We start from the raw sequence: 26941 nt of genomic DNA, 5'->3' as shown, positions 1-26941 counted from the left end.
TTAACCAGCGTTCAGCTCATCAAGCCGATGCGAGGTTCGACTTAGCGGGCTTCACAAGCAATATCCGCTGCCTACGACCGGTTCTTGTTATAAAAACGATCTCTTCAGATCCGTCATCGCTAATAACGTATTTCAGCTTGCCGACCGAGAATGCTTGACCGTTTACAATGGCTTCTTCTCCGCTAGCCGAGACCTGAACATCGTCGCGTTCCCTGGACAGTCTTTGAAGGATGTCACTCATGGACTGCGCTTCAAGCTGCCGAACCTCCCGGAGGATCTGCATAATGGTGATCGGCTCAAGCCCCCCCTTCTGCCTCTCCTCATTCAGTCGCCGCATTGTCCTGCGAGTGAAGTAATATCCAAGCGTGCCCGCGACTACCGTTGCGGTCCCGGTAATCGCCCACCCAACCGGGGTTAGGCCGAGAAAGGTCGCCACCGGGGCGATGCCAAGATAGCTAGCTACACCACCAAGCCCGACTGCGCTCAGGGCTGCGCCGACACCTCCAGTCACCGAGGCCCCAATACCGCCGACAGCACCCCAAATCCCTGCCACCGAGATAATACCAAGGCCGCTAAACAGTGCTTGATTTCCAAGAACGAGTGCACCGATCCAAGTGCTGGACAGAGTTCCTGCCACGTATCCACCTGCTGCCGTTGAGGCAATCCAAGCCCCAGAGGAATGAAGCACCGGCACAGCGATGGCCAAGAACGGGAAAACCATTGACCTGCCCCCCGGTCGTCCCTCGTTCATAACGAGAGTCCTTGGGGTTGATAGTGGTCGGTTTCGGGTGTGGCAAGCGCGCCGGGCGCGGAGCTCTCAGATTGCTCAAGCGCCCGGCGCGCTTCTGCTGGCGTTTGGTTGCCCAGCGAGGAATGCGGCCTGACGTTGTTGTAATCGTATCGCCAGAGGGCCAGCTTTCGGCGGGCATCAGCCAGGCTGTCGAATATCTCCTCGTTGAGGCATTCGTCGCGCAAGCTGCCGTTGAAGCTCTCGAGGTAGCCGTTCTGCTGCGGCTTGCCCGGGTCGATGTAATGCCACTCGACCTTGTTGTCATTTGCCCACTTCAGGATCGCCTTGCTGGTGAACTCGGTGCCATTGTCGGAGACGATGCAAGCGGGTTTTCCATAGATGCGGACCAGCGCGTCCAGTTCCCGTGCGACCCGCGAGCCCGAGATGCTGGTGTCTGCGATCAGCGCCAGGTTCTCGCGGCAGCAATCATCATTGACCGCCAGGATGCGGAACTTGCGGCAAGCCCCGAACGTGTCCGACAGGAAGTCCAGCGACCACCGCTGGTTTGGGCGCAATGGCACCGGCATTGGGGTTCGGCTTCCGCGGGCCCTCTTGCGGCCACGGCGTCGGCGCACCGACAGCCCCTCTTCCCGATAGATGCGGTAGAGCTTCTTCTCGTTCATGATCATGCCCTTGCGCTCCAGCAGGATGCCCACACGCCGATAGCCGAAGCGTCGGCGTTTCTCGGCGATCTTGTGCATCTCCTCACGGATTTCCGGGTTGTCGGGCGGCCTGTCCCGCCGCACCGTTTTCGGATCGACACCGATCAGGACGCAGGCCCGGCGTTGAGAGATCGGATGATCCTTCATCGCCCGCAGCACCGCGTCCCGCCGCGCCATCGGTGTCGTCAGGGTTTTCCCAGGAGATCCTTTAGAACCACATTGTCGAGCATGGCATCCGCCAGCAGGCGCTTGAGCTTCGCATTCTCGTCTTCGAGCTGCTTCAGCCGCTTGGCGTCGGACAGGTCCATCCCGCCATACTTGGCCTTCAGCTTGTAAAAGGTCGCGGGACTCAACCCGTGCTTCCGGCAAAGCTCGGAGGTCGGCAAACCAGCCTCCTGCTCTTTGATCATCCCGATGATTTGCGCCTCGGTGAAACGGCTTTTCCTCACGTCGTCTGCTCCTTCTCAGGTTGGGCAGACTCTACATCACAGCGAGGGAACTTCCGGGGGGCAGGTCACCATGAACCACTCCAATTGCACTTGAGCACTGTCTCAGCTTCATCAGCAAAACTGAGGAATCTCCCGTATCTGTATAAAGAAGCAGAAGCAGGAACTTACTTCATGAGTAAAACCACTTTCCAACACCTCGTCAAGCGTGGCTTTCGCACAGCCAGGCGCTGGTTGAGCCTTATGCTGATCGCATGGGTGGCATCGAGGATCAGTCGCGAACTTGCCATGGCGGTCTACAAGGAGGCCCTCAAGGCGGGGTGGTATGATGCAGCCTAGCACGTGGTGGTCGCTAGCGCCTTCGATGTGGCGCTGACATCCGATCCCAATAGCGCCCGCTGGTCTGCAGGCGGGGGAATGCCAGAAGCCAGATTCTCGATGATCCTCAGGGTGCTTGAGCACGGCGAGGTATGGCTGGGAACTCAACAGTCCCTCTAAGCCGCAGCAGTCAATCGGAAAAATCAGAAACACTAGAGGAATGGGGCGGATGCCCCAGATGGAGGTCGCATGTCTGTGCGGATCAAATACGCATATCTCAAGCAGCAGACTTGGCTGTATCGAAGGAACTACCCCAAGGAACTCCAGCCTGTTCTCGGGCAGGCCATGAAGCAGTCGTTGAAGACCGGGGATGCCCGGATCGCCAAGGCACGGGCTGCCGAGGTCAATGCCAAATATGAAGAAGTTCTGGCAAAGGCCAGGGCGGGGCAGGTGGTGGAGAAGCCGGTGCCCGTGGTGGTGACGCCGCCAGTATTCTCTCCGGTAGTTCTGGTGGGGCGCAGGATGGTAAAGGAACTTGCCCAGACCTATCTCAATCGGCGGTCGCGGGAACTACAGCATGGTGGATTCAAGTCGGTCAGATTCTCGGTCGGGTTGTTCGTGTCGACCTGTGGGACAAGGCAGATCGGGGCGATCACACGCGACGATGCACTGGCTTTTGTGCGGAAGGTGGCGCTACTCGGCTGTCACGCAGGGAAGTCATGGCGGACCCGTGGCTACGGGCTGGACCAGCTTGTTCAGGCCAGCCGTGGCGAGCGTATCTCTGCCCGGACACAGAGGAGGATCGTCAGTCAGGTCGGGCATTTCCTCGACTGGGCGGTATATAGGGGGAGTTGGTGGCAAACCCCTTCAAGACCGTGCGGGTGGAGGCCAAGGGCAAGAATCGCAGCTATGCGGCACTAACGGATGCCGAGGTTGGGAGGCTGGTGGCCTTGGAGGATGCCCGGATCAGCGATGTCCTGCTGTTCTGCCTGTTGACCGGGATGCGAGCCGGTGAAGCTGTTGGGCTGGTCAGGGAGGATTTGGTCTGGAAGGGCAATCTGGGCTGGTTCGTCTGGGTCAGACCCAATGCGGTCAGGACGCTGAAAACCGATGCGGCCGAACGCTTCATCCCGTTGCATTCAGCCCTGATTCCGATTCTGGAAAGGCTGCCGAGGCAGGGGCGGCTGTTTCCTGATCTGACGGTTTCGGTCGTGACCAAGCGGTTCGCGACGATGCGGACGGCTCTGGGGCTGGACCGGCCCGGTGTCGTGTTCCATTCCACCCGGAAGTGGTTCGTGGCGCAGTGCGAGCGGGCAGGGGTGCCGGAGCATTTCACGGCATCCATCGTCGGGCACCAGTCGGCACGGTCGGAGAACAGGATGACTTACGGCATCTACTCCGCCGGGATCAGCGACGAGCAGAAGCGCGAGATCGTCGAGAAGGTGGGGCTGCCATGCCCCTGATACCTGACATTGACGAGTTCGAGGAGCGGGCCGCTATCATCCAGTATGATGGCGGTCTTTCTCGTTCCATGGCCGAGGATCGGGCGGCGCAGGAGCAGGGTTTCCGGGATGCGGCCCAGTTCCGGGAAGCCCTTGCCTATTACCTGCACACCGGGCGTCTGGGAGGGTGGGATGACTGAACCCTTGGAGGTCTATTCTCTCGTGCAGCGTGACGGGCGGTGGTGGCTGCCCTACGGCCCAGAAGCCGATGCCGAAGCTCTGGCACGGGTTTTCAGCAGCGATTGCTCGGTGGTGTTCCTCGGGCCTGATGGTGGCAGCCTTGCCTATGATGTCACGGATGAGGGGGAGGAGGTGGTCAGGCTCGATAGTGGGGCATGGCTTCCTCTGACATCAACCGTCCTTGCCCCGTGGCAGCAACAAGCCATTGAGCTTGTCATGGATGCCATCGACTGCATGTAGGCTTTTCCTCGGCGGCTTCGGTCGCCGGGGATCACCCACTTTTCTTTTTTCTTCGGAGACCCAGATACATAGGCCAACACGAACACGGGGACAGGATGCAACAACAGTTACAAGGGGATGAGCCAGCCAACAAGAAGCAGGAGGCGATCTTTGATCCTCAGCATTCCCGGCCTCTGAACACCACAATCTGGACGGAAGACCCCGCCTTGGTCGGTCTGGTGCAGGATATCTGGAACCTGCACTTTGCTACCGGGGAGGCAGAGAAGCAGAAGGGCGGCAAGAAGCCCACACGGCCTTATATCGAGCAGCTACGGGTCTTGGTGACGGACCTTTATCTGGCTTGGCAGGAGGATCCTCTTCTATGCTTGGGTATGCCCTTCTCGGAGGGGGCATGGGATAGCAAATCCCGCTATAACCCATTGGGGCTTTCCAAGCATCTGGTGGTGCTAGTGAAACAGCTACAGGTGGCAGGTCTCGTGCGAGTATCGGCGGGAAGCTTCGTCGCCCCCGGTGCGAAGGGGAATCGGACGGGCAGGATACAGGCCAGCTCGGAGCTTCAGAAACGATTCGAGGTGTTGGCTGTTGATGGTCGATCTATCCAGGTCGTCCCCTCGGAATGCATCATCTTGAAGACGGGCGAAGGGGAGCATAGTCGTGCAGCAGAATACCAGGACACCGATGACACCCTCCGCATGAGGCAGGTGTTGACGGCTTATAACGTCCTACTCGCGCGGACCTTCATCGACATCCACACCCTGGAGCAGCCGTGGGTCGTCCGGCAGGACAACAGGGGAAAGGACATCAGGGTCGCTGTCGGACCTCGCCATCAGTTTGTCAGGCGAATATTCAGCCGAGGATCATGGGAGATGAACGGACGGTTCTATGGGCCGTGGTGGCATGGGCTGAACAGCAAGCTACGGTCGCAGATCTTCATCAACGACACCCCGACCGTCGAGATCGACTTCAAGGCCATGCACATCCAGATTCTGGCAGCACAGCAAGGGGTGGAACTTCCTCCTGATCCCTATGAGCTTCCTCCTGGGCAATTTCCGGATACCGATCCAAGGGAACAGCGCGGTCTGGTCAAGCAACTGGTGCTGACGGCTCTGAACGCCAAGGATACTCATTCTGCCTGTTTAGCCTTTCGGGAAGGGCTTGAGGTTGGACATCCCGGGAAACACTTGAAGAATACAACCCTCCAAAAGACCATCGACGCCTTTAGCGAGCATGTCCCGGCGCTGGCAGGTAGCCTTTGCTCGGATGTGGGCATCAGGTTGATGTTCACCGATTCCCAGATCATGGAGCAGGTCATCACCCACTGCACTCTCTTGGATTTGCCTGTTCTGACCATTCACGACAGCGCCATCGTTCCCTATACCCATAGCAAGGAGTTGGAAGCGGCGATGATCCGTGCTGCTGTTGAGGTGGTCGGTCGGGAGATTCCCTTGGAGGCCAAGGCTCTGGGGCTGGACACGATGCAGTATAGTCCTTTTCATGTCCGACAGGATTTCCAGATGTGGCGCGAGACGGAACGCTGTGAAGGATATCTGACAAGGCTCAAGGAGTGGGAGGATACTACAGGCAGGGAGGTTGTTCCTTTCCTGTATGGTTAGAAGAGGAGGGGGAGGGTACACGAGGAGGAGGATTCTTTGTGTATTCTTCCTGTTCCTTCCTTCTTCCCCATACTTATACATATCAGTATGTTATGAGGGTATCCTGCCATCACAGGGGGGCAAAAGGGGCAGTGAATGACTAGGGCTCCGTCAGCCTCGGCAAAGACAACGCCATCGTAGCAGGCGGGCCACCCTGCGGCGTAAGGCAGGCTGCTATGCCTGATCGTTGTCGTTCTCGGCTTCACCGATCATCGCGATAAGGTTCGTGTCCAGAGCATCGGCCAGTGCCTTCATCGTGCTCAGGCTGGGCTGGTGTTTCCCGCTCTCGAGCAATGACACGTAGCGCATGCTCAACCCCGCCCGGAATGCGAGTTCCTCCTGCGAGAGGTTCAGATCCTTGCGATGCCGGCGCAGCACCCGCGCATAGGTCATCAGAAAGGCGTCGGGGTCAATATCCATCCCCGCGCACAAGCAAGACTTATCTCGCTTGCTCTATGAAGTATTCTATAAAAAAGCAGATTCTAGGAAGTATTTTGTGAGAGGAACCCAATCTTGAAACCCTTTGTCCACGCGCTGACCCTTCTTGCGCTGGCAACGACTCCTGTCATCGTAAAGGCGGAAACTCCTGATCCATTGGTTGCAAGAGCGACGGAGTCGCTGACGGCGCAAGCATGTGCATCAGCACAAGAAGCGGGGGGAGCAAATTGTCGGAGCAAAGGAAAGGGGATTCACGCGCGCACAGCTGCTCTCTCGACTAGAGGGAACCAACCATGAGACAGACGAAAGCGCGGACCTTATCAGAATTGCATCTGAAGCAATGTTTGAAACATTCATAAACAACCTCTACGATCGCCCCGGCGCGCCTCACGAAAAACATCTGGAGGCATTGGATTTTACATGCAAAATGATGCTTTCTATCGTTATTTCCTCTATGTTGTCTGAGTAACTTAACATCTCAATGTTGAGCGACTGCTAAATACTGCGATGTGCCGAGGGTCGAATTGATCTCCGCTTCCGCCGCCTGCGCTTCGGCCTGTTGAAAGCGGCATACCCAGCCACCCCTTGAATGCCGCTCTAGGGGCAGTTCCCTGGGGCATCTCGTTAGCGTCCGAGGAGCTGGTGTAATTTCATCGCCGTCGGCGGTGTGATCCCAGGTGGCCATCGAGGTGTATGTTCGAGGTGGAGTTTGGCGACTTCAACCACGGCCCCTACGGAGACCCCGATGACCAAGACGAACATGGACCTGTCCGAGCTTCTGGCCAAGCACGATCAGGGCGACTTCTTGCGCGGCATTGCCGAAGCCGTGCTGCAACTGATCATGGAGACCGATGTGGAAGGCATCATCGGCGCCGGCCGGCATGAACGCAGCGGTGAACGCACGACCTGGCGCAACGGGTATCGAGAGCGCGCTCTCGATACCCGTTTGGGCACGCTGAACCTGCGGGTGCCGAAGCTGCGGCAGGGCAGCTATTTCCCGGGCTTCCTCGAGGCCCGCAAGACCTCCGAGCAGGCGCTGGTGGCGGTGATCCAGGAGGCTTGGATCGGCGGCGTCTCCACCCGCCGCGTCGACGAGCTGGTGCAGGCCATGGGGCTCAGCGGGATATCGAAGAGCACGGTCTCGAAGCTCTGCAAGGATATCGATGACAGGGTCGGGGAGTTCCTGAACCGGCCGCTCACCGGCGACTGGCCCTATGTCTGGCTCGACGCCACCTATCTCAAGGTCCGCCAAGGCGGGCGCATCGTGCCGGTCGCGGCCATAATTGCGGTGGCGGCCAACACCGAGGGCCGAAGGGAAATCATCGGCTTGGGCATTGGGCCCTCAGAGGCCGAGACCTTCTGGACCGAGTTTCTGCGTTCCCTCCGCGCCCGGGGGCTGAGTGGGGTCAAGCTGGTGATCAGCGATGCCCACACCGGCCTCAAGGCAGCCATTGCCCGGGTGTTCGAAGCGACCTGGCAGCGATGCCGCGTTCACTGGATCAGGAATGCTCTCGCCCACGTCTCGCGCGGCCAACACACCGTTGTCGCCGCCGCGATCCGCCAGGCTTTCGACCAGCCCGACCGCGCCCATGCGGGCGAAACCTGGCGCAAGGTTGCCGAACAACTGCGCCCGCGCTGGCCCAAGCTGGCCGATCTCATGGACGCCAGCGAGCATGACGTGCTGGCCTACATGTCCTTCCCGCGCCAGCACAGGACCAAGCTGCACAGCACCAACCCGATCGAGCGCCTGAACAAGGAGGTAAAGCGGCGCTCCGATGTCGTCGGGATCTTCCCCAACGAGGCCTCAATCATGCGCCTGATCGGCGCCGTGCTCTTCGAAGCCAACGACGAATGGCAGACCTCGAGCCGCTACATGATGGTCGAGGCCTTCGCCGAGATCGACAAGGAGGAGATCGACCCCATTCTCAGCATAACCACGAAAGCCGCCTGATCATGCCCTCAGGCCATCCAGGAATTTACACCAGCTTGACGGACGTGACCGGCATCTCTTGGGGCAGAATCCTGACTGGCGTCCCGCTCACATGACTAAGCAGGTCGCTAGCTGATCTAGGCTATTCCATCGAAAAGGTTCGGAAGGATCCTGTCCCTGAGGGAAGAAAATATCATCTTCTTATTGACTTAGGTGAACTGGCTGGGGCGGTAGGATTCGAACCTACGGTACACGGTACCAAAAACCGTTGCCTTACCACTTGGCCACGCCCCAACTCTGTGAGCGGGTATCTACCCAAGCTGTTGAGGGGGTGCAAGAGGCAAAACCGAAAAAACTTGTGGCTCCGGCTGACGATCTCTATCCGCCCAAGCATGGAACAATTTGATACGATCATTCTTGGGGCGGGCGCTGCCGGCATGTTCTGTGCCGGCTCGATCCTTGCGGCAGCTAAACAACGGGTTTTGGTCATAGATCATGCCAGGGCGCCCGGTGAAAAGATCCGGATCTCGGGCGGGGGCAGGTGCAACTTCACCAATCTTTCCACCGCTCCGGACAGGTTCCTGTCAGGCAATCCACGCTTCTCTGCCTCGGCTCTGACAGGCTTCTCGGCGCAGGATTTCATCGACCTGGTGGAGGGCGCGGGAATCGCGTGGCATGAAAAGACCATGGGGCAGCTGTTTTGCGATGGCAGCGCGCGGCAGATCATCGACATGCTGCTGCATCGCATGCGAGGGGCGCAGCTTTGGCTGCAGACCTCGATCGGTGCAGTCGCGGGCGGGCAGGATGGTTTCCGGGTTGAGACCTCTCGCGGCATGGTGCAGGCCCCCAATCTGGTGGTTGCGACGGGTGGAAAGTCCATCCCTAAGATGGGGGCGACTGGTCTGGGTTATGAAATCGCCCGCAATTTCGGAGTGCCAGTCGTAGCGCCACGGCCCGGTCTGGTGCCGTTAACCTTCGCCCATCAGGATCTTGAGTTGTGCCGCCCCATCGCCGGATTGTCGATACAGGCGCAGACGAGCCATTCCCAGCCCGGTCTGCATCAGAGTTTCCTGGACGGGCTTTTGTTCACGCATCGCGGTCTGTCAGGCCCGGCAATTCTGCAGATATCAAGCTTCTGGCGGCCTGGCGATCCGATTTCCATCGATCTTGCACCGGGTCTTGGCATCGCAGATGAATTGCGGCTTCGGCGCGTAGGTCAAGGTCGCAGCAACCTGTCCACAGTCCTTGCCCAGTGGTTGCCGGTGCGACTGGCCCAAGCGATCGTTCACGAACTTGGCTTCGAGGGACGGAAACTTGCTGAGGTCAAGAACAATGCCTTGGATCAGATAGGACAGCGGATCAATCGCTGGCAGTTGCGTCCAGTGGGCTCGGAAGGCTGGCGCACGGCAGAGGTGACAGTGGGGGGGGTGGATACCACCGCACTGGATTCGCGCAGCATGCAGGCCCGCAACGTGCCGGGGCTGTTCTTTATCGGCGAGGTCGTCGATGTCACCGGCTGGCTAGGGGGCTACAATTTCCAGTGGGCCTGGGCATCGGCGCATGCCGCCGGCAAGGCAATTTCCGCAACGAAGCGCTGACGCGTTCCGGTCTAGGACATCACCGGGTCAGACTTGGCCAAGGCATCAAAGCGCATGAGTGATTCGATCAGCGCGGGCATCCGATCCAGCGGAATCATGTTCGGACCGTCAGAGGGCGCCTCGTCCGGATCCTGGTGGGTTTCGATGAACACACCAGCTACGCCGAGCGCCACTGCGGCCCGCGCCATGACTGGGGCGAATTCGCGCTGTCCGCCCGATGAACTGCCCTGACCTCCGGGCTGTTGCACCGAATGCGTTGCATCCATGATCACGGGCCAACCGGTGCGGGCCATGATGGGCAAGCTGCGCATGTCGGCCACAAGCGTGTTATAGCCGAAGCTTACGCCGCGCTCTGTCAGCATGATGCGCTGATTTCCCGTAGAAGCGACCTTCTCGGCGACATTGGCCATGTCCCATGGTGCCAGAAACTGCCCCTTCTTGATATTGACAACTGCGCCAGTTTCGCCCGCAGCCAGCAACAAGTCGGTCTGGCGTGACAGGAAAGCCGGAATCTGCAGGACATCGACAACCGATCCTGCTGTCCGTGCCTGATCGACGTCATGAACATCGGTCAGGACAGGGCACCCAAGCCGGCTGCGCACCTCTTCCAGCATGCGCAGTCCCTGATCGATGCCGATGCCGCGACGTCCGCCCAAAGATGTGCGATTGGCCTTGTCGTAGCTGGCCTTGAAGATGAAACCTGCGCCGGCGGCCGCGCATGCCTGCGCCACGGGTTCGGCAATCATCAGCGCGTGTTCCAGCGTTTCCAGCTGACAGGGTCCGGCAATCAGGCACAGGGGCTTGTCGTTGCCAAGCGTCAGGTCGCGGATATGGACGTGCTTCATGAAGATACCTGTTCACGCAGGATCGAGGCGGTCAGAGACAGCATCAGATAGATGCCGGCAAAGATCAGAAAGGCCACGATCGTATTCTGGAAAGCCTTCGGATAGGTTGCCTCGTCCGGGGGAACAGGAGGCATTGAAAGCGACAGATAGCGGACTTGCTTGTTGGCCTCAATCCTTGCGGTTTCCATCTGCGCTGCTGCCGCAGCAAGCAGCTCCTGGCGGGTAGCCAGGTCGGATTCCGCAATGCGGATTTCCCCGGAAATGGTCGCCAGCGAACCGCGTGCCGCGTTGCCTTCGGTAAGCTGGCTTCGGGTTTGTGCCAGCATCTGTTCCAGACGGCTGATGTCGCCCTTGACCCCGGCAACACGGCTTTGATTGGGACGTGCGTTCGATTCCAACTGTCCAAGTTCCAATCGCTTCGCCGACAGCTGACGTTCGAGTTCGGCAATCTGTCCCATGATGACGCCGCCTTCGGCAACCGGATCCAGCACGCCCAGCTTTTGCTGAAGATCCTGGACACGACGCTGTGCCTCCTGCACCTTGTTTTCGGCATCGCGATAGCTTTCGACGGCGCCTTTCATCTGATCCTCGCGCAACCGCGCCGTCATCTGATCCACCTGACCTTCGGCATACTGGATCAATGCCAAGGAAAAATCCTGCGACAGTTTCGGGTCCGGCGCGATGACCTCCATGTTAACCACGCCCTCTGTCGGATCGTAGCCGATCTTTACCGAGTTCAGATAAAGCTTGTAGGTCTGTTCGTTGGTGGCATCGGCAGGAAGGCGCAGGATCGGATCGATATGCGCGCCCTGAAAGGCCTGACGAAAACCAAGATCGCGGTCCAGCCGCAACATCGCATCTCGGGACGTCAGATAACTTTGCACCGACACCGAGTCTGTGTTTGTCGCCAGTTGCGTGCCGCTGAACAGACCGCCCAGCCCACCCGGCGTGGACTTGTCCGCCTGCTGGATCTGGAACTGCGAATATGTCGCATAAAGCGGTGTTGCGACGAAAAAGTAATAATAGCCCGCAACCAGTGTCGGCAATCCGACAAAGACCAGCAGGCGCATCATCAGCATCATCAGCTTTCGACGCCGGCGCCGTGCAATATCCTGTTGAATACGGATGATCTCGGCTGCGCGCTTGTCCTCGGTCAGAACCTCACGCGAAGGCAGCTGAGTTGGGGAAGGTGCGATAGGCACGATCTCATGGCCTCGTCCGCGCCGCCCGGGACCGTCGCGCCGCGTAGGCACGGGCATGGTGCTGGGGGCGCTGGGTTCTGGCGTGGCGACGGCGCGGGCACCTTCCTCTGACAGGATCTTGCCGACCGAAGCGCGATGAAAGGGATCGATGCCGCGATCCCGCAGCGCCACCACGGCCTCCAGGTCAGATTGCACCTCGATCTCATGCATGGCTGCAATTCGTCGCGCCATGCGTAGCTGCCGGTCGGTCAGATTCTCGGCACGCACAGCCTGTATACGCGCCTCCAGACCGGCATCGCTCACGGCAGATGGCGCGCGCTTCGCAGCTGGCGCGCCGTGAAAGCGCATGTCGCCGAATCCATCGTCGGAGTTGTCGAACAGATTTTCCGGTGCTGTCTGATTGTCCTGCTTGCTGACCGATATCTGCACACGGCGCGCTGTTTCTATGGCCGCCGGCGCGCGGCTGGCAGCCAGAACCGATTCTTCCCGGCGAAGGCGATAGGCGCGTGCTTTAGGCGGTGTAGTCATAATACTGCCTTGCTTCTTCAAGTGTTTCAAACTGATAAAGCCGTCCGTCACGCAGCACGGCGGCCGAATTGCAAAACTTCTCGATCGTCCTGGCCTGGTGCGAGACCACCACCACCGTCGCTGACCGCAGCCGGTCGTAAAGCACCGCCCCGGCCCTGCGGTTGAACTCGGCATCCGTGGTCGCAGGCATTCCCTCGTCGATCAGGTAAATGTCGAACTCCAGCGCCAGCATCAGCGAGAACGTGAAACGGGACCGCATGCCGGCGCTGTAGGTGCCGACGGGCATGTCGAAATATTCCTTGATATCGGCCATCCAGCGACAGAACGCCTCGACATAGTCGGGATCCAGGCCATAGATCCGCGCGATGAACCTGGCGTTTTCATTGGCGGTCATCGTGGGGGTGATTCCACCCATGAACCCCAGGGGAAACGACACCCGACAGCTGGTTCGGATCGTGCCCTCGTCGGGTTTTTCAAGCCCGCACATCATGTTGATGATCGTGGTCTTTCCCGTGCCGTTCGGCGCCAGGATGCCCATGGACTTGCCCAGTTCTATGCGGAAAGAAGCCCGGTCCAGGATCACCTTGCGCTGTGTGCCGGTCCAGAACGATTTGGACACATCATCGAATTCGATCATCCGGCTTTCCGATCTGCGGCATGTCCGCCAGAGGTGACTATCTGCACCTTGGCCAAATGCAGATTATGTTGCCGGCCATGTGCTGTCCACATTGCCCGGACAATGCTTCATATTTCGTGAATGCCCCTTATCCCGGCAGAGGGGCGCGCCTATGTCCCGCTCATGGAACTTGTGCGACAGATCCAGAATTGCCGCCTTTGCGCCGAGCGTTTTTCCGGGACCGCAACGGCGCATCGCCCTAAGCCGGTGGTGTGGTTCACACCCGGGGCCCGCGTTCTTCTGGTCGGGCAGGCGCCGGGCATGCAGGTGCATCGGTTGGGCCGGCCATTTGCAGATCGTTCTGGCGACCGTCTGCGGGACTGGATGCAGACTGATGAACAGGTTTTCTATGACAGGTCGAAAATTGCCATTGTGCCGATGGCCTTCTGCTTTCCGGGCTATGACCAGCGAGGATCCGACCTGCCACCACCCCCGATCTGCGCACAGACCTGGCGAGAGCAAGTGATGCAACTGCTTGAACCTCGGCTGACCCTGCTGATCGGCGGTCATGCCCAGCGATGGCACCTCGGTCCGGCCGCCCGGTCAGGCGTCACGGCGACTGTTGCGGATTGGAGAGCTTACGCACCCCGCATCTTTCCCTTGCCACATCCTTCGTGGCGCAATACCGGCTGGTTGCGGCGCAATCCCTGGTTCGAAGCAGAGCTACTGCCCGCATTGCGCGTGGCGATTCTGAATGCATTGAGCGAAGCCGATGACGAATCTTGACGAACTTTGCAGCACTCCGTTTCATCTGGCCGATGCGGCAAGGCGGGCTCGTGTATTGTCGCGCCTGGCAGACACTGAGCTGTTCGCCGCGCTGACCCATGAACCGGCAGGCGATCAGGTCGAGTTGCAGATGTTCGATCTGCCCGAAGGCAGATTTGCCGTAGCTTGTGATCTGGCCGAACGTCTTGCCGATTTTGCGGGGGCGCCAATAGCCCATCTTGCCGCGCCCGGCCGGGTGCTGGCCAATGCCCTGGTGTCGAATGCGGTCGGGCTACTGGTGAACCCCGGACAACCTTCGCAGATGCTTCTGGATGCGAACATGCTGGCATGGCTGATGCAAGCACTGCGCGCCGATGCGCGGCCGGTGCATGTTGATGGCACATGCCGGCTGTTGCCGCCTGACGCGGAGGCCGTAAGGGTTTTGGCCGATCCATTGGGGCAGCGCATGACTGACATGGCCCATCTGGCGCGGGCCGTGGATCTGGCCCGTGTTGAATGGGCCGATGGCCAAAATGCGCATCTGCTGATCGTGCACGGGGCGGCCACCGGCCATCAGCCTGCGATCGCCAAGGCACTTGCAGAACTGATCGCCTTCCTTCCGCGACTGGAGGGGGGCGTGGACATCACCTTCGATGCCCCGGCTCGAGCCGAGGGGGCGCTGCGAATCGTTGCTGAAACACCGCAAACCAACGCCGAGATTCCGCAGGCCAAGCCGTCGATGCCACCACGACTGCGGTGACGCATAACGGCCAGAGCCCGCCTTTTCGGGCGGGCTCTGGCAAGTCACGGCCAATTGATTGGGCGTGAATCAGGCGCCCCAATGGCGCACAGGCCCGCAGTCCATATGGACGAAATTCGACCGCGAATATTTCCCGACACCCCCTGCCTGACAGGCCGAGGCGGCCTTGTACATCTGAGAGACCGAGCGCGATTTCAGCCGCAGGTCAGCTGCCTTGCCGACCATGTGCAGCGAGTTCCGTGCCACCCCGGCCGAGCGCGACCGCAGCATCGCATTGGTCTGGGGCGAGCGATACCCCGACAGCATCATGTAGGGTTCGCTTGTTTGCAGCAGCCGGTGCGAGGCCGCAGCAATGTCGATGGTGCGCGGATCGACGCCGATCACCTGGCCGGTGCGCCAATCACGCATGAAGATGTTGATTTCGTTGAGAGCGTCCCGGATATACTTGCCCTCGACCCAATAGACCGTGTCGATGCTTTCACCCGTGCGCGGAGAGTACATGCGGATGCGTCGAATATCACCGGCGCCGCGGATCAGTCCGAATGCGTTGGCCATTACTGGCGCTGCCGCCACCGTCGTCGCCGCAAAGACACCAAGAATGCCCCGGCGCGAGATAGTTTCAAACGTCATGTCAGATCGCCTGTCCTGCTATCTTTGTGTCACCGCCCTGGGACGGCCCATCCCGGTTTACCCGGAACTGGTTGAGAATATGTCACCAGCTCGCGAGCGTAGGGAAGCATTTCGTTCCGAGCGCGGCGGATCTCTGCCATGTTCGGCGAGAATCCGCCGACGCCATAACGATTCTGGAACCCTCCCATGGGATTTTTTCATCGCGTTGTCGGTCTGCATCAGTTGACGAAAGATGATTTCCCCTGTCTGGACCAGATTCGGACAAGGTGCGAAGATTCGCGGCGCGCCAGCAGCGCAGAGTGACGGGGGATCCAAGGTGAAGTGGACGAAAGCGATTCGCGCCATGATTGCGGCCGGAGTGCTGGCCCTGTCCGGCGTGACGGCGCATGGCCAGGCTTTCGAGGCTGCTCCCGTGGCAAGTCTGCCGTCGCCGCGACTGATCTTTTCGCCCCAGGAACTGGCGCTGGCGGAAATGGTCGCATCCTTTCCCGGTCTGGCCGAATTCTATGGCAGCAACGGCCTCAGGCCCGTCTTTACCGGACCCGAAGCCGCCGCCCGCCGCCGGGCGTTGATCGACGCGGTTTCCCAGGCGTCGGCGCATGGGCTGCCCGCGATCCGATATCGTCGCCAGGACCTCGCATCCTTGGAAAATGCGACTGCCGACGATTTGCAGGCAGAGCTGCTTTTCGCGCGTGTCTTTGCCGACTGGACCCATGACATCACCGGCGGGATTCTTGATCCGCGAAAGGTCGAACAGGGCATCAAACGGATCCCGGAACGGCCGCCGACCGGCGAGCTGCTGCGCGAGTTCGTGCGTTCGACCGATCCTGCCGCGATGTTGCAGAACCTCGCGCCGCGCGACCCCCGCTATCTGGCGCTGCAAGCGGCCTTGGCCGGGCAGGGGGGGCTGACGGCTCCGGCCGATCTGCCGTCCATTGCCGAAGGCGTCTGGCGCGAAGGAATGACCCATCCGGCGGTCGCCGCGCTGCGGGCGCGACTGACGGCAATCGGCTTCCCGGCACCGCCCTTGGCCAGCGAGCAGACGTTCGATGCGCCGCTGACCGCGGCCGTGGCCGCCTTTCAGCAGCGTGCGGGCATGACCGCCGACGGCATTGCCGGCCCCCGCACCGTGACACGGCTGAACCGCGGACCCGGCCGCGAGGCGGCTGCCCTGGTCGTCGCGCTTGAACGCATGCGCTGGATGCGCGGCCACGATCTGAATGCGCGCCACGTCTGGGTCAACCTGCCCGAGTTCACCGCCCGCATCTATCAGGACGGCAGCGAAATCTTTGAAACCAGGGTCGTGATCGGCAAGGCCAACCAGGAGTTCGAGACGCCGGAATTTTCCGAAACCATGAAATACATGGTCGTCAATCCGCGCTGGAACGTGCCGCGATCCATCACCGTCAAGGAGTATCTGCCGCGCCTTCAGGCCAACCGTTACGCGGTCAGCCACCTGGATATCGTGGATGGTGCGGGCAATGTCATTCCCCGCGACCGCATCGATTTCAACAAATACTCAGCCCGCACATTCCCGTATCGCATGCGGCAAAAGCCCAGCGACGACAATGCGCTGGGGCAGGTGAAGTTCATGTTCCCCAATCCGTGGAACATCTATCTGCACGACACCCCAACCAAACACCTGTTCAATCAATCCAGCCGGGCCTATTCGCATGGCTGCATCCGGGTGGGGCGGCCGATCGACCTGGCGCATGAGTTGCTGCGCCCGCAAAGCGCCGACCCCGCGGCGGTGTTCGGCAAGGCGCTGAAATCCGGGCGCGAGACCTATCTGAATCTGCGCCCCCCGGTGCCGGTGCATCTGGTCTATTTCACCGCCTTCCCGGACGAGGCGGGGCGTATCCATCACTTCCCCGACATTTACGGCCGCGATGCGCTGGTTCATGCGGCTTTGCTCAAGGCCGGGCTGGATTCTGGTCGCCGGGGCGACTAGATCATCCCCGAACGGATGGGGATTTCATGACACTGACCATTGCGGAACTGGCCAAGGCTCTGGATGCCCCGTTCTGGGGCGATGGCACGGCCCTCGTCGCCGGCGCGGCCGAGGCCGGCCAGGCCGGGCCAGACCAGATCGCGCTGGCCACAACCCCGGCCTATGTGGAAAAGCTGGCACCGGGCGGCCTGGCACTGCTGGCCGAAGGGACCGATCCCGACGCCTTGGGACTGCGCGCTGCGATCCTGGTGACGCGCCCCCGCCTTGCCATGGCCGGATTGACCCGCAGCTTCGATCCCGGACCGCAAATTGCACCGGGCATTCATCCCAGCGCCATCGTCGACCCCAGCGCCGAGATCGGCGATGATGCAGCAATCGGGCCCTTCGTGGTGATCGGTGCGCGCGTGCGCATCGGTGCTGGCGCGCGGATCGCCCCCCATGTCTCGATTGGCGCCGACAGCAGGATCGGCCGCGACGCACTGATTCATGCGGGCGTTCGCATCGCGCATAGGGTCTCGATCGGCAACCGTGTGATCCTCCAGCCCGGCGTTGTTCTGGGAGGCGACGGGTTTTCCTTTGTCACTCCGGAAAAATCCGGCGTCGAGGAAATCCGCGAAACCCTGGGCGAGCGTCAGCAGATCCGACAGCAGCACTGGACGCGGATTCATTCGCTGGGCGGGCTGAACATCGGCGACGATGTCGAGGTTGGCGCCAATTCCACCATCGACCGGGGCACGGTTCGGGCCACCAGCATTGGACGAGGCACCAAAATCGACAACCTGGTCCAGATCGGCCACAATGTCGTGGTGGGTGAGGACTGTCTTTTGTGCGGTCTGGTCGGGATCGCGGGCTCGGCCCGGATCGGCAACCGCGTCGTCCTGGGCGGGCAGGTCGGGGTGTCCGACAACATCTTTGTCGGGGACGACGTGATTGCCGGCGGCGCGACCAAGATCTTTACCAATGCGCCCGCAGGTCGGGTGCTGCTCGGCAGCCCGGCGGTCAAGATGGATGCGCATGTCGAGGCGCAAAAGAACATCCGCCGCCTGCCGCGTCTTTACGCGCAGGTGGCGGAGCTTCGTGAAAACGTCAAGAAACTGCTCGACAAGAGCGAATGAGTCCAGCGCAGGAGGCCAATCGGATATCGACATGAGTGAAATCCGCGATCGCATCATCCAGATCGTTGCCGAACAGGCGATGATGGACCCTTCGGAACTGAGCCTCGAAATGTCGCCTCAGGACATTGGCATCGACAGTCTGGGCCTGGTCGAATCGATTTTCGCCATCGAGGAGGCTTTCGACATCTCGGTGCCGTTCAACGCCAATGAGCCCGAAAAATCGGATTTCGACGTGTCCAGTCTGGGGGCGATCGTCGCCGCTGTCGAAAAACTGGTCACCGAGAAGGCATGAACGCGAAAAGAACCAAGGCCGAAAAGGCCGCGAAAGCAACGCCCAAGACCGCAAAGGTCAAGGGAAAGGTCAAGAACGCGACCAAGATCGCCCGCACCATGCTGGGTCGCGTCATCATGGGGCGTCACGCCAATGGTATGCGCCGGGTCGCAATTACCGGCATGGGCACCATCAACGCATTGGGGCGCGACGTGCCTTCGACGCTGGAAGCAATGCGTGAAGGACGCTGCGGCATCGGCCCGCTGGATTTCCGCGACGTCGATCGGCTGGCGGTGCGTATCGGTGGCCAGGTGCGCGACTGGGAACCAGAGACCTATTTCAACCGCCAGCAGATCGTTCTTTACGACAAGTTCACGCAGTTCACCCTGCTGGCCGCGCGCGAGGCGGTCAACCAGTCAGGGCTGGTGTTCGAGGGCGAGTTGGGCCTGCGGTCCGGCGTGGTGCTGGGCACCGCCGCCGGTGGCATGAACACCTGGGACGAAAACTATCGCACCGTCTACGAAGAGGGGAAGAACCGCGTTCACCCCTTTGTGGTGCCGAAGCTGATGAACAATGCCGCCTGTTCGCATCTCAGCATGGAATACGGGTTGTTGGGCCCCAGCTTCACGGTGGCGACCGCCTGCGCCAGTTCCAACCACGCGATGGGCATGGCCTTCAACATGGTGCGTTCCGGTGCGGCCACTGTCATGCTGACGGGTGGCTCCGAGGCCATGCTGTGCTTTGGCGGCGTCAAGGCGTGGGAGGGGCTGCGGGTCATGTCGAAGGACGCCTGCCGTCCGTTCTCGGCCACCCGCAACGGCATGGTGCAGGGCGAGGGTGCGGGCATCTTCGTGTTCGAGGATTGGGAACATGCAGTGGCGCGGGGCGCCGATATCCTGGCCGAAGTCGTCGGGTTTTCCATGTCCGCCGATGCGCAGGACATCGTGATGCCTTCAGCCATCGGCGCCGAGCGCACCATCACCGGCGCCATGCACGACGCGCATATGCGCCCCGACGAGGTCGGATATATCAACGCCCATGGCACCGGCACCGCCGCCAATGACAAGACGGAATGCGCCGCCGTGGCCCATGCCTTTGGCCATCACGCCGACCGGCTGATGATCTCATCGACCAAATCCATGCACGGGCATCTTATAGGCGGCACCGGTGCGGTCGAACTGCTGGCCTGCATCATGGCGCTGCGCGATGGCATCATTGCGCCCACCATCGGCTACGAGGAACCCGACCCGGAATGTGCGCTGGACGTGGTGCCGAACGAGGCGCGCGAAGCCAAGGTCGAGGCCGCGCTGTCGAACGCCTTCGCCTTTGGTGGGTTGAATGCGGTGATTGCGCTGCGCAAGGTCTGAAACCGGAAACAATTGTCGGCGGTGTCTTGCAGCGGCCCGCCATGATCCCTCTGCTGCAGAATGCCCAAGGAAGCGACCATGGCCAAGATCACCTATATCGAACACAACGGCACCGTCCACGAGGTCGATGTCAAACCCGGCATGACCGTGATGGAGGGGGCGCGCGACCATGGCGTGCCGGGCATCGATGCCGATTGCGGCGGGGCCTGCGCGTGTTCGACCTGCCACGTCTATGTCGATGCAGCTTGGATCGACCGCCTGCCCCCGCGCGAGGCGATGGAAGAGGACATGCTGGATTTTGCCTGGCAGCCGGATCCGGAACGCTCGCGCCTGACCTGTCAGATCAAGGTGACGCCCGAACTGGATGGGCTGATCGTCAATCTGCCGGAACGCCAGATCTGATGCCGGGGGCAGGCGCGGCGGTGGCCGCGCCTATCCTGCCGCAGCCGGCTTGGCAGAAATGCTGTCCAAAAACTCCTGAAAGATACTTTCCGCAAGATCACGGGTGGAACGCGTTTCGCCTTGATACCATGGGTCCGTGTCGCGGGTCAGGAACATCATGTTGCCGCCCTTGACCAGGCAATGCAGCATCATGGTCACCACCTCGATATTCCGCGCCGACGAGATCAGCCCACGATTCTGTGCTTCGGCCAGCTTGCGATGGTAAAGGTCGGCATCGAACTGGTATAGCGATGCAGGGTGCTGTCGGGCTCGATCGGACCGTTCAGCGCCGTGACCAGCATTCGGAACAAGGCCGGATTTGCTTCGGCCCATTTCAGGTAGGCATGACCAATCGCCCGCAGCTGCACCAGCGGATCGTCGCTGGCTGCATGAATCACCCCATCGCGCAGGGCGTCGTTCAGCAAGGTCACGGCCTGATAGATAAGACCTTCACGCAGATCACTGGTCGAGGGGAAAACCGCCAGGATCTCATCGGCCGCAAGCGAACAGCGAGCCGCGAAATCGTCCAGATCCTCGGGTATGTATCCTTTTTCCTCCAGATGGGACTGGGCGGCAAGAATCAGCGTCTGATAAATGTTTCCCCGGCTTTCCATAGCCGCTCCTGAACAGGCAACACCAATAGATTAGCAGACTTCCGCCAAGGCGGAAGTCTGTAAAATCATGAATTTCGTGACAGATCAGCCCTCGGCGCGCGCCTGGCGCTTGCGTTCATGCGGATCCAGATGACGCTTGCGCAAACGGATGCTCTTGGGCGTGACCTCGACCAGCTCGTCATCATCGATATAGGCGATGGCCTCTTCCAGCGACATCCGCACCGGGGGCGTCAGGCGCACGGCTTCATCCGATCCCGAAGCGCGAATATTGGTCAACTTCTTGCCCTTGAGCGGATTGACCTCAAGATCGTTGTCGCGCGAATGTTCGCCGATGATCATGCCCTGATAGACTTGTTCCTGGGCGCCGATGAACATCTTGCCGCGCTCTTCCAGGTTCCACAGCGCATAAGCGACCGATACCCCGTCTTCCATCGAGATCAGCACACCCTGGCGCCGGCCCTGAATCGGCCCCTTGTAGGGGGTCCATCCATGAAAGATCCGGTTCAGCACGCCATTTCCGCGTGTATCCGTCATGAATTCGCCATGATAGCCGATCAGACCGCGCGAGGGCACATGCGCGATGATGCGGGTCTTGCCGTGGCCTGCGGGTCGCATGTCGACCATCTCGCCCTTGCGATCACCCGTCAGCTTTTCGATGACGACACCGGTGTAATCATCGTCGACATCGACGATCACCTCTTCGACCGGTTCGAGCCGCTGACCGTTTTCCTCGCGGAAGATCACGCGCGGCCGGCTGATCGACAGCTCGAAACCCTCGCGGCGCATGTTTTCGATCAAGACGCCCATCTGCAGTTCGCCACGACCGGACACCACGAAGGCTTCGCCGCCAGGCGTATCCTCGACCCGGATGGCGACGTTGGACTCGGCCTCTTTCAGCAGGCGCTCGCGAATCACGCGCGACTGCACCTTGTTGCCATCGCGGCCGGCCAGGGGGCTGTCATTGATACCGAAGGTCACGCTGATGGTCGGCGGATCGATCGGCTGCGCGGGCAGGGGGCTTTCGACCTCGAGCGCACAAAGCGTATCGGCAACGGTCGCCTTGGACATGCCCGCCAGCGACACGATATCCCCGGCGACAGCTTCATCGATCGGCTGCTGGGTCAGGCCGCGAAAGGCCAGAACCTTCGAGATGCGGAACTGTTCGATCCGTTCGCCGTCGCGCGACAATGCCTTGATGGTGTCGCCGGCGCGGGCACGGCCAGCCTCGACCCGTCCGGTCAGGATGCGGCCGATGAAGGGATCGGCGCCAAGTGTGGTCGCCAGCATCTGGAAAGGCTCGTCCTGACGCGCGATCTGACGGGGCGGCTCGACATGGCGCAGCACCAGATCGAACAGGGCCGACATGTCCTTGCGCGGACCGTCCAGCGTCAGATCGGCCCAGCCGCCGATGCCCGAGGCATAAAGATGTGGAAAGTCAAGCTGTTCGTCTGACGCACCCAGATTGGCGAACAGGTCGAACACCTCGTTCAGCGCATTGTCGGGGTCGGCGGCAGGTTTGTCGACCTTGTTCAGAACGACGATCGGCCGCAGACCCAGGGCCAGGGCCTTGGATGTCACGAACTTGGTTTGCGGCATCGGCCCCTCGGCGGCATCGACCAGCAGACAGACGCCATCCACCATCGACAGGATGCGTTCGACTTCGCCGCCGAAATCGGCGTGGCCGGGCGTATCGACGATATTGATGCGGGTGCCTTTCCATTCGACCGAGGTCGCCTTGGCCAGAATGGTGATGCCGCGTTCGCGTTCGATGTCGTTGCTGTCCATCGCACGTTCGGCGACGGCCTGATTTTCGCGGAAGGCGCCGGATTGCTTCAGAAGCTGATCGACCAAGGTGGTTTTTCCGTGGTCGACGTGGGCGATGATCGCAATATTGCGGATATCCATGCGGTGCGGGCCTTTGACTTGAGTTGCGCCCCCCTAACGCAAGGGGCCGCGAAAGGCCAGCGTCAATCGCAAGCGACCTAGCGCAATCCCAGAATGCTGAGAATGAACAGGACGACGACCACAAGTCCCACAAGATAGATGATCGAATTCATGATTTTCTCCCTGGCCCAGAGGTGCCTCGGATGGCTTGGACATGTTCAGGAACGTCCGCCGGGCAGAGAGGGTTCCCGTATCGCTCAGGCCGGGCGGCGCGCCAGCGTCTCGATCAGGGGGCGTATGCCTGCAATATCATGACCGGCGCGTGCCGCGGCCTGCATCAACTCATCGATCGGTTGTTGTCCCGCACGTGTCAGCGCCCACAGGACCGTCGAGCGATTGCCGGACCGGCAATAGGCCACCTTTGGACCGGGCGCCGATAGTGCCTCGGCCTGGGCGGTGATCATGTCCGGTGTGACCTGACCGGGGCTGAAGGGGATGTAGAAATAGCTTAGTCCCGCATCTTCGGCGGCCTTGCGCATCGCCGCGTCATTTTCATCTTCACCCACCTCGGCGTCGGGGCGATTGTTGATCAGCACACGAAAGCCCGCATCTGCCAGGGCCGGCACATCCTCCGGGCGGATTTGTGCAGAAACCGCAAGATCAGGGGTCAATTGGCGCAGATCCATGGCATTTCCTTTTCGTGCAGGAAAATCGGCTTTGGCCGAGGCATCCTCTGGTTTGCGGCTGGTGTCAAGCGAACGCAAGCGTGCATCCGGTTCACAACCCCATCATCGCGCCTTCGACCAGCGCCGGCAGTTCAGCGAAACTGTCGAAGCTGGCCTGGGGGCCAAGATCCGCGATTGCTGCCTTGCGATAACCCTGCGTGTAAAGCAGGAAGGGCACCGGTATAGCGTGGGCTGCGCGGGCATCGTATTCGCTGTCGCCGACATAGATGCCCCGAATGCTATCGGGATGGGCGCCCAGCGCCACGAAGGTCGCGCGCAGGGGGCGCGGATCTGGTTTGCGCTGGGGCAGGCTGTCGCCCCCCACGATCTTTGCAAACAATCCCTGAATGCCGAAATGGTCCAGCACGGCGCGGGTCGGGCCTTCCGGCTTGTTGGTGCAGATCCCCAATGGATGACCGCGATCGGCCAGAATGCCCAGACATTCCAGTGCGTCGGGATACAGGCGCGTCAGACTGGTTGCCTGATGATAGCGTGTCATGAAGGATGCGATCAGATCGCGTTCGCTCTCGGGCGACAGGCCCAGGGCGGCGATGATGCGCCGCCACAGCACGTCGACGCCGCCACCGATAAAACCGCGCACCTGATCAAGCGTCAGCGGCCGCAGCCCGTGCAAGCGCAATACGTTGTTGACGCAGGCATGAATGTCGGGCGCACTGTCGATCAATGTGCCGTCCAGATCAAAGACGACCGGGCAGGGTGCCATGCAGAGGTTCATTCAGGTTTCCATTTGATCGAACATCCGATCGAGGCCACCTGATCGCGTGGTCCCTGGCCGGTTTCGGCGATCTGACGCATGGCTTCGAACAGCTCGCGTCTTGCATCCAGGGCAGCCGGCGCCCGACCGGAGGCATCCAGGCGACCGCGATATTGCAACTCTAGCCTGGCGTTGTAGCCAAAGAAGTCGGGCGTGCATTCTGCTCCGTAAGCACGGGCAACCTCTTGGGTTTCATCGTAAAGATACGGAAAGGTGAAACCATGCCGCGCCGCCTCGGCCTTCATCATTTCCGGGGCGTCCTCGGGATAGGCCTCGATATCATTCGATGAGATCGCCACCACGCCGATGCCCAGCTGCTGCAACTCGGCAGCATCACGTCGGATCCGGTCGGCCACCGCCTGGACATAGGGGCAATGATTGCAAATGAACATCACCAGAGTGCCACGCGGCCCTGCAATGTCACCCAGCCGGAAAATCCTGCCATCCGGATCGGGCAGCGCAAAATCCGGGGCCTTGGCCCCAAAATCACATACCGGAGGACTGACCGCCATTCGCGCCTCGTTCATCTGGACATTGAACAGAAATCATCGCAGCAATCCGGCATCCGCACAAGAGATCATATTACATAATACGGATTATCCAATTTATAGTTCTTGCCGTCGGGCCCGCTTTCGGTCTGGCCGGTTCTGGCCGGCACCGTTATCCTGCACGTCATGAACACGCCCGATTGCCTTGCCGCCTGCGCCGTCGATGTCCTGACCACCGCAGACCCATGGGAAAAGACTGCCCGTTCGCGCGCCCATGCCGCCGCCTGGTTCGCCGGTCGCGCCGCTGGCAAGCCGATGCCGCTGGGCACTGTCGCGCCGCCTTTGCGTCCCGCGCGGCCGACCAGGCCCGATCTGCTGGCGCCACGCGATGTGCCGCGCCGCCGCCCCGGCACCGCTCAGGGGCGCACGGCCTTGCTGCATGCGGTCGCCCATATCGAGCTGAATGCCGTAGACCTGCACTGGGACATCATTGCCCGCTTTACTGCGACACCCATGCCAATGGGATTTTATGACGACTGGGTGAAATCGGCGGATGAGGAATCCAGGCATTTCAATCTGGTCAGCGACTGCCTTCAGCGCATGGACAGCTTTTACGGTGCTTTGCCGGCCCATGCCGGCATGTGGCGCGCGGCCGAGGATACGGTGGATGACCTGATGGGCCGACTGACGGTGGTGCCCATGGTTCTTGAGGCACGCGGTCTGGACGTGACCCCCGGGATGATCGAGATATTTCGCAAGGCCGGACAGTCGGATGCGGTGGCGGCGCTGGAAACCATCTATGCCGAAGAGGTTGGCCATGTCGCCTATGGCTCGAAATGGTTTCATTTCCTGTGCGGCCGGCACGAGCTTGACCCCAAGGAGACGTTCCACGCCCTGGTGCGGAAGTATTTCCACGGCGCGTTGAAGCCTCCGTTCAACGAGGAAAAGCGCGCCGAGGCCGGCCTGCCGCCCGATTTCTATTGGCCGCTGGCCGAAACCGCCGCCGGGGATGAACCGGCGGCGCAATCGGGCATCACTGCCTAGAACAACTTGTCCAGCACCGGGCGCAGGCGGGCGACGGTGCCTTCGACATCCTTCAGCTTGTCCAGCCCGAACAGGCCGATGCGAAAGCTGCGATAGCCCTCGCCCTCGCCTACCTGCAAAGGAACTCCGGCCGCGATCTGATAGCCTTCGTCAAGAAAGCGCCGGCCGCTCTGGATGTCCGCGTCGTCGGTGTAACAGACCACCACGCCCGGCGCCAGATACCCTTCGGCCGCGACCGAACGCAGACCGCGCTGTGCCAGTTCGGCGCGCACCGCCCGGCCCAGTTGCCATTGCGCGTCGCAGGCCGCCTGAAAGCCCATGTCGCGAGTTTCGATCATGGCATCGCGCAGCCCCATCAGCGCATCGGTCGGCATGGTGGCGTGATAGGCATGCCCCCCCTGCTCATAGGCCTGCATGATCGCGCGCCATTTCTTCAGGTCCAGCATGAAGCTGTCGCTAGTCGTCGCCGCCAGCCGTTCCATGCCCCTTGCGGAAAACATCACCATCCCGGCCGAGGGCGAGGCCGACCACCCTTTTTGCGGTGCCGAAATCAGCACATCCACCCCGGTCTTGCGCATGTCTACCCAGATCGCCCCCGAGGCGATGCAGTCCAGAACCATGATCGCCCCGACCTCATGCGCGGCATCGGCCAGCGCGGTGATGTAGTCGTCGGGCAGGATCATGCCAGATGCGGTTTCGACATGTGGTGCAAAGACCGCATCGGGCCGATTTTCGCGGATGCTGGCCACCACCTCGTCGATGGCCGCGGGGGCAAAGGGTGCCCGGGAATCGTTTCCGGCCTGTCGCGCCCGCATCACCGTGGTTTCGCGGGCAAATCCGCCGGCGTCGAAGATCTGGCTCCACCGATAGCTGAAAAACCCGTTGCGCACGATCAGCGCATGGGCATCGCGGCCGAACTGGCGGGCCACGGCCTCCATCGCGGCGGTGCCGCCGCCGGGAACCAAAGCCACGGCCTCGGCGCCATAAACATCCCGCAACATCGTCGAGATGTCGCGCATGGCCTGCTGAAATTTCTGCGACATGTGGTTCAGCGAGCGGTCGGTGAACACGACCGAAAATTCCTGCAGGCCATCAGGATCCACGTGGGGAAGCAGTCCGGGCATGATCTTTCCTGTGACAAGGTGACGATTGCCATCACCCTAG

General features: G+C 60.9%; 29 protein-coding genes and 1 tRNA gene. 15 read left to right on the top strand and 15 right to left on the bottom strand.

Annotated elements, in window-relative coordinates; all coding sequences use genetic code 11:
• Window positions 1–19: 19 nt before the first annotated feature.
• Together GB880_RS11800 and GB880_RS11795 are read right to left on the bottom strand one after the other, a co-directional pair.
• Complete coding sequence (locus tag GB880_RS11800; RefSeq protein WP_154550797.1) at window positions 20–637, bottom strand: hypothetical protein; 618 nt, start codon at window positions 635–637, stop codon at window positions 20–22.
• A 110-nt stretch (window positions 638–747) separates the two neighbouring features.
• A protein-coding gene (locus GB880_RS11795; RefSeq protein ID WP_263467155.1) for an IS3 family transposase occupies window positions 748–1901 on the bottom strand; the annotation gives its coding sequence in 2 pieces (ribosomal slippage) (window positions 748–1643 and window positions 1643–1901; 1155 coding nt in all).
• A gap of 564 nt (window positions 1902–2465) precedes the next feature.
• Between GB880_RS11795 and GB880_RS15830 the strand changes: the two genes are divergently transcribed.
• The 5 genes from GB880_RS15830 (at window position 2466) to GB880_RS11775 (ending at window position 5751) form a co-directional block, all read left to right on the top strand.
• Complete coding sequence (locus GB880_RS15830) at window positions 2466–3137, top strand: DUF6538 domain-containing protein (protein WP_327077745.1); 672 nt, start codon at window positions 2466–2468, stop codon at window positions 3135–3137.
• A complete protein-coding gene (locus GB880_RS11790; RefSeq protein WP_263467154.1) occupies window positions 3071–3679 on the top strand; it encodes a tyrosine-type recombinase/integrase in 609 nt (202 codons plus the stop codon). The genes GB880_RS15830 and GB880_RS11790 overlap by 67 nt, the downstream gene beginning before the upstream one ends.
• Window positions 3670–3858 (top strand): hypothetical protein, encoded by a 189-nt coding sequence (locus GB880_RS11785; protein WP_010399171.1) that lies wholly within the window; start codon window positions 3670–3672, stop codon window positions 3856–3858. Before GB880_RS11790 ends, GB880_RS11785 begins: the two co-directional genes overlap by 10 nt.
• Window positions 3851–4138 carry a hypothetical protein gene (locus GB880_RS11780; protein WP_154494470.1) on the top strand — a complete coding sequence of 96 codons (288 nt, stop codon included), beginning with the start codon at window positions 3851–3853 and terminating at the stop codon, window positions 4136–4138. Before GB880_RS11785 ends, GB880_RS11780 begins: the two co-directional genes overlap by 8 nt.
• Window positions 4139–4233: 95 nt before the next feature.
• A complete protein-coding gene (locus GB880_RS11775; RefSeq protein ID WP_154494471.1) occupies window positions 4234–5751 on the top strand; it encodes a hypothetical protein in 1518 nt (505 codons plus the stop codon).
• Between the two features lie 213 nt (window positions 5752–5964).
• On the opposite strand, the gene GB880_RS11770 is transcribed toward GB880_RS11775, so the two are convergent.
• Window positions 5965–6210 (bottom strand): helix-turn-helix domain-containing protein, encoded by a 246-nt coding sequence (locus tag GB880_RS11770; RefSeq protein ID WP_154494472.1) that lies wholly within the window; start codon window positions 6208–6210, stop codon window positions 5965–5967.
• A 763-nt stretch (window positions 6211–6973) separates the two neighbouring features.
• On the opposite strand from GB880_RS11770, the gene GB880_RS11765 reads away from it, so the two are divergent.
• A complete protein-coding gene (locus tag GB880_RS11765) occupies window positions 6974–8179 on the top strand; it encodes an IS256 family transposase (RefSeq protein ID WP_013654810.1) in 1206 nt (401 codons plus the stop codon).
• 198 nt (window positions 8180–8377) lie between these two features.
• Here GB880_RS11765 and GB880_RS11760 read toward each other — a convergent pair.
• Window positions 8378–8452, bottom strand: a tRNA-Gln gene (locus GB880_RS11760).
• A 98-nt stretch (window positions 8453–8550) separates the two neighbouring features.
• On the opposite strand from GB880_RS11760, the gene GB880_RS11755 reads away from it, so the two are divergent.
• On the top strand, window positions 8551–9756 hold the full coding sequence (locus tag GB880_RS11755; RefSeq protein WP_154490152.1) for an NAD(P)/FAD-dependent oxidoreductase: 1206 nt from the start codon (window positions 8551–8553) through the stop codon (window positions 9754–9756).
• 11 nt (window positions 9757–9767) lie between these two features.
• On the opposite strand, the gene kdsA is transcribed toward GB880_RS11755, so the two are convergent.
• From kdsA to GB880_RS11740, 3 genes are read right to left on the bottom strand one after another with little or no spacing between them, the layout of a single operon-like run.
• Window positions 9768–10601 (bottom strand): 3-deoxy-8-phosphooctulonate synthase, encoded by an 834-nt coding sequence (kdsA, locus tag GB880_RS11750; RefSeq protein ID WP_154490154.1) that lies wholly within the window; start codon window positions 10599–10601, stop codon window positions 9768–9770.
• Window positions 10598–12331 carry a capsule biosynthesis protein gene (locus tag GB880_RS11745; RefSeq protein WP_154490156.1) on the bottom strand — a complete coding sequence of 578 codons (1734 nt, stop codon included), beginning with the start codon at window positions 12329–12331 and terminating at the stop codon, window positions 10598–10600. Before GB880_RS11745 ends, kdsA begins: the two co-directional genes overlap by 4 nt.
• Window positions 12315–12968, bottom strand: a complete 654-nt coding sequence (locus GB880_RS11740) for an ABC transporter ATP-binding protein (protein WP_154490158.1) — start codon at window positions 12966–12968, stop codon at window positions 12315–12317. Before GB880_RS11740 ends, GB880_RS11745 begins: the two co-directional genes overlap by 17 nt.
• 162 nt (window positions 12969–13130) lie before the next feature.
• On the opposite strand from GB880_RS11740, the gene GB880_RS11735 reads away from it, so the two are divergent.
• Together GB880_RS11735 and GB880_RS11730 are read left to right on the top strand one after the other, a co-directional pair.
• Complete coding sequence (locus GB880_RS11735) at window positions 13131–13733, top strand: uracil-DNA glycosylase family protein (protein ID WP_229774255.1); 603 nt, start codon at window positions 13131–13133, stop codon at window positions 13731–13733.
• Window positions 13720–14472: an SseB family protein gene (locus GB880_RS11730; protein ID WP_154490162.1), complete on the top strand. Its 753-nt coding sequence runs from the start codon at window positions 13720–13722 to the stop codon at window positions 14470–14472. Before GB880_RS11735 ends, GB880_RS11730 begins: the two co-directional genes overlap by 14 nt.
• A gap of 69 nt (window positions 14473–14541) precedes the next feature.
• Here GB880_RS11730 and GB880_RS11725 read toward each other — a convergent pair whose 3' ends face one another.
• The gene (locus tag GB880_RS11725) at window positions 14542–15102 is read right to left on the bottom strand and encodes a YcbK family protein (protein ID WP_154490164.1); all 561 of its coding nucleotides are present in this window, start codon (window positions 15100–15102) and stop codon (window positions 14542–14544) included.
• 316 nt (window positions 15103–15418) lie between these two features.
• Between GB880_RS11725 and GB880_RS11720 the strand changes: the two genes are divergently transcribed.
• The 5 genes from GB880_RS11720 (at window position 15419) to GB880_RS11700 (ending at window position 20208) form a co-directional block, all read left to right on the top strand.
• A complete protein-coding gene (locus tag GB880_RS11720; protein ID WP_263467152.1) occupies window positions 15419–17053 on the top strand; it encodes a L,D-transpeptidase family protein in 1635 nt (544 codons plus the stop codon).
• Between the two features lie 26 nt (window positions 17054–17079).
• On the top strand, window positions 17080–18168 hold the full coding sequence (gene lpxD, locus GB880_RS11715) for a UDP-3-O-(3-hydroxymyristoyl)glucosamine N-acyltransferase (RefSeq protein ID WP_154490166.1): 1089 nt from the start codon (window positions 17080–17082) through the stop codon (window positions 18166–18168).
• 31 nt (window positions 18169–18199) lie between these two features.
• Window positions 18200–18460 (top strand): acyl carrier protein, encoded by a 261-nt coding sequence (locus tag GB880_RS11710; RefSeq protein ID WP_154490168.1) that lies wholly within the window; start codon window positions 18200–18202, stop codon window positions 18458–18460.
• A 137-nt stretch (window positions 18461–18597) separates the two neighbouring features.
• Window positions 18598–19806 (top strand): beta-ketoacyl-[acyl-carrier-protein] synthase family protein, encoded by a 1209-nt coding sequence (locus tag GB880_RS11705; protein ID WP_154490311.1) that lies wholly within the window; start codon window positions 18598–18600, stop codon window positions 19804–19806.
• 78 nt (window positions 19807–19884) lie between these two features.
• Window positions 19885–20208, top strand: coding sequence for a 2Fe-2S iron-sulfur cluster-binding protein (locus GB880_RS11700; protein WP_154490170.1), 324 nt, complete (start codon window positions 19885–19887; stop codon window positions 20206–20208).
• 30 nt (window positions 20209–20238) lie between these two features.
• On the opposite strand, the gene GB880_RS11695 is transcribed toward GB880_RS11700, so the two are convergent.
• The 6 genes from GB880_RS11695 to GB880_RS11670 all read right to left on the bottom strand — a co-directional run bounded on the left by GB880_RS11695 (window position 20239) and on the right by GB880_RS11670 (window position 24757).
• Window positions 20239–20406: a hypothetical protein gene (locus tag GB880_RS11695; protein WP_263467151.1), complete on the bottom strand. Its 168-nt coding sequence runs from the start codon at window positions 20404–20406 to the stop codon at window positions 20239–20241.
• A gap of 26 nt (window positions 20407–20432) precedes the next feature.
• Entirely contained in the window at window positions 20433–20861 is a 429-nt protein-coding gene (locus GB880_RS11690; RefSeq protein ID WP_263467150.1) for a TetR-like C-terminal domain-containing protein, read from the bottom strand.
• 84 nt (window positions 20862–20945) lie between these two features.
• Window positions 20946–22766, bottom strand: a complete 1821-nt coding sequence (typA, locus tag GB880_RS11685; protein ID WP_154490174.1) for a translational GTPase TypA — start codon at window positions 22764–22766, stop codon at window positions 20946–20948.
• A gap of 236 nt (window positions 22767–23002) precedes the next feature.
• Window positions 23003–23431, bottom strand: a complete 429-nt coding sequence (locus GB880_RS11680; RefSeq protein WP_154490176.1) for a TIGR01244 family sulfur transferase — start codon at window positions 23429–23431, stop codon at window positions 23003–23005.
• 91 nt (window positions 23432–23522) lie between these two features.
• Window positions 23523–24194: a phosphoglycolate phosphatase gene (gene gph / locus GB880_RS11675; RefSeq protein ID WP_229774256.1), complete on the bottom strand. Its 672-nt coding sequence runs from the start codon at window positions 24192–24194 to the stop codon at window positions 23523–23525.
• An 8-nt stretch (window positions 24195–24202) separates the two neighbouring features.
• Window positions 24203–24757: a thioredoxin family protein gene (locus GB880_RS11670; RefSeq protein WP_154490180.1), complete on the bottom strand. Its 555-nt coding sequence runs from the start codon at window positions 24755–24757 to the stop codon at window positions 24203–24205.
• Between the two features lie 162 nt (window positions 24758–24919).
• On the opposite strand from GB880_RS11670, the gene GB880_RS11665 reads away from it, so the two are divergent.
• The gene (locus tag GB880_RS11665) at window positions 24920–25777 is read left to right on the top strand and encodes a ferritin-like domain-containing protein (RefSeq protein WP_154490313.1); all 858 of its coding nucleotides are present in this window, start codon (window positions 24920–24922) and stop codon (window positions 25775–25777) included.
• Here the strand turns inward: GB880_RS11665 and GB880_RS11660 are convergent.
• On the bottom strand, window positions 25774–26901 hold the full coding sequence (locus GB880_RS11660; protein WP_154490182.1) for an aminotransferase class V-fold PLP-dependent enzyme: 1128 nt from the start codon (window positions 26899–26901) through the stop codon (window positions 25774–25776). The two genes, GB880_RS11665 and GB880_RS11660, sit on opposite strands and share 4 nt — an antisense overlap.
• Between the last annotated feature and the right edge of the window lie 40 nt (window positions 26902–26941).

Origin of the sequence: Paracoccus sp. SMMA_5_TC (genome assembly GCF_009696685.2) — a bacterium.
Lineage (GTDB): Bacteria > Pseudomonadota > Alphaproteobacteria > Rhodobacterales > Rhodobacteraceae > Paracoccus.
Note: the sequence above shows the minus strand (reverse complement) of the source record. Positions and strands in the feature narration are given on the sequence as shown.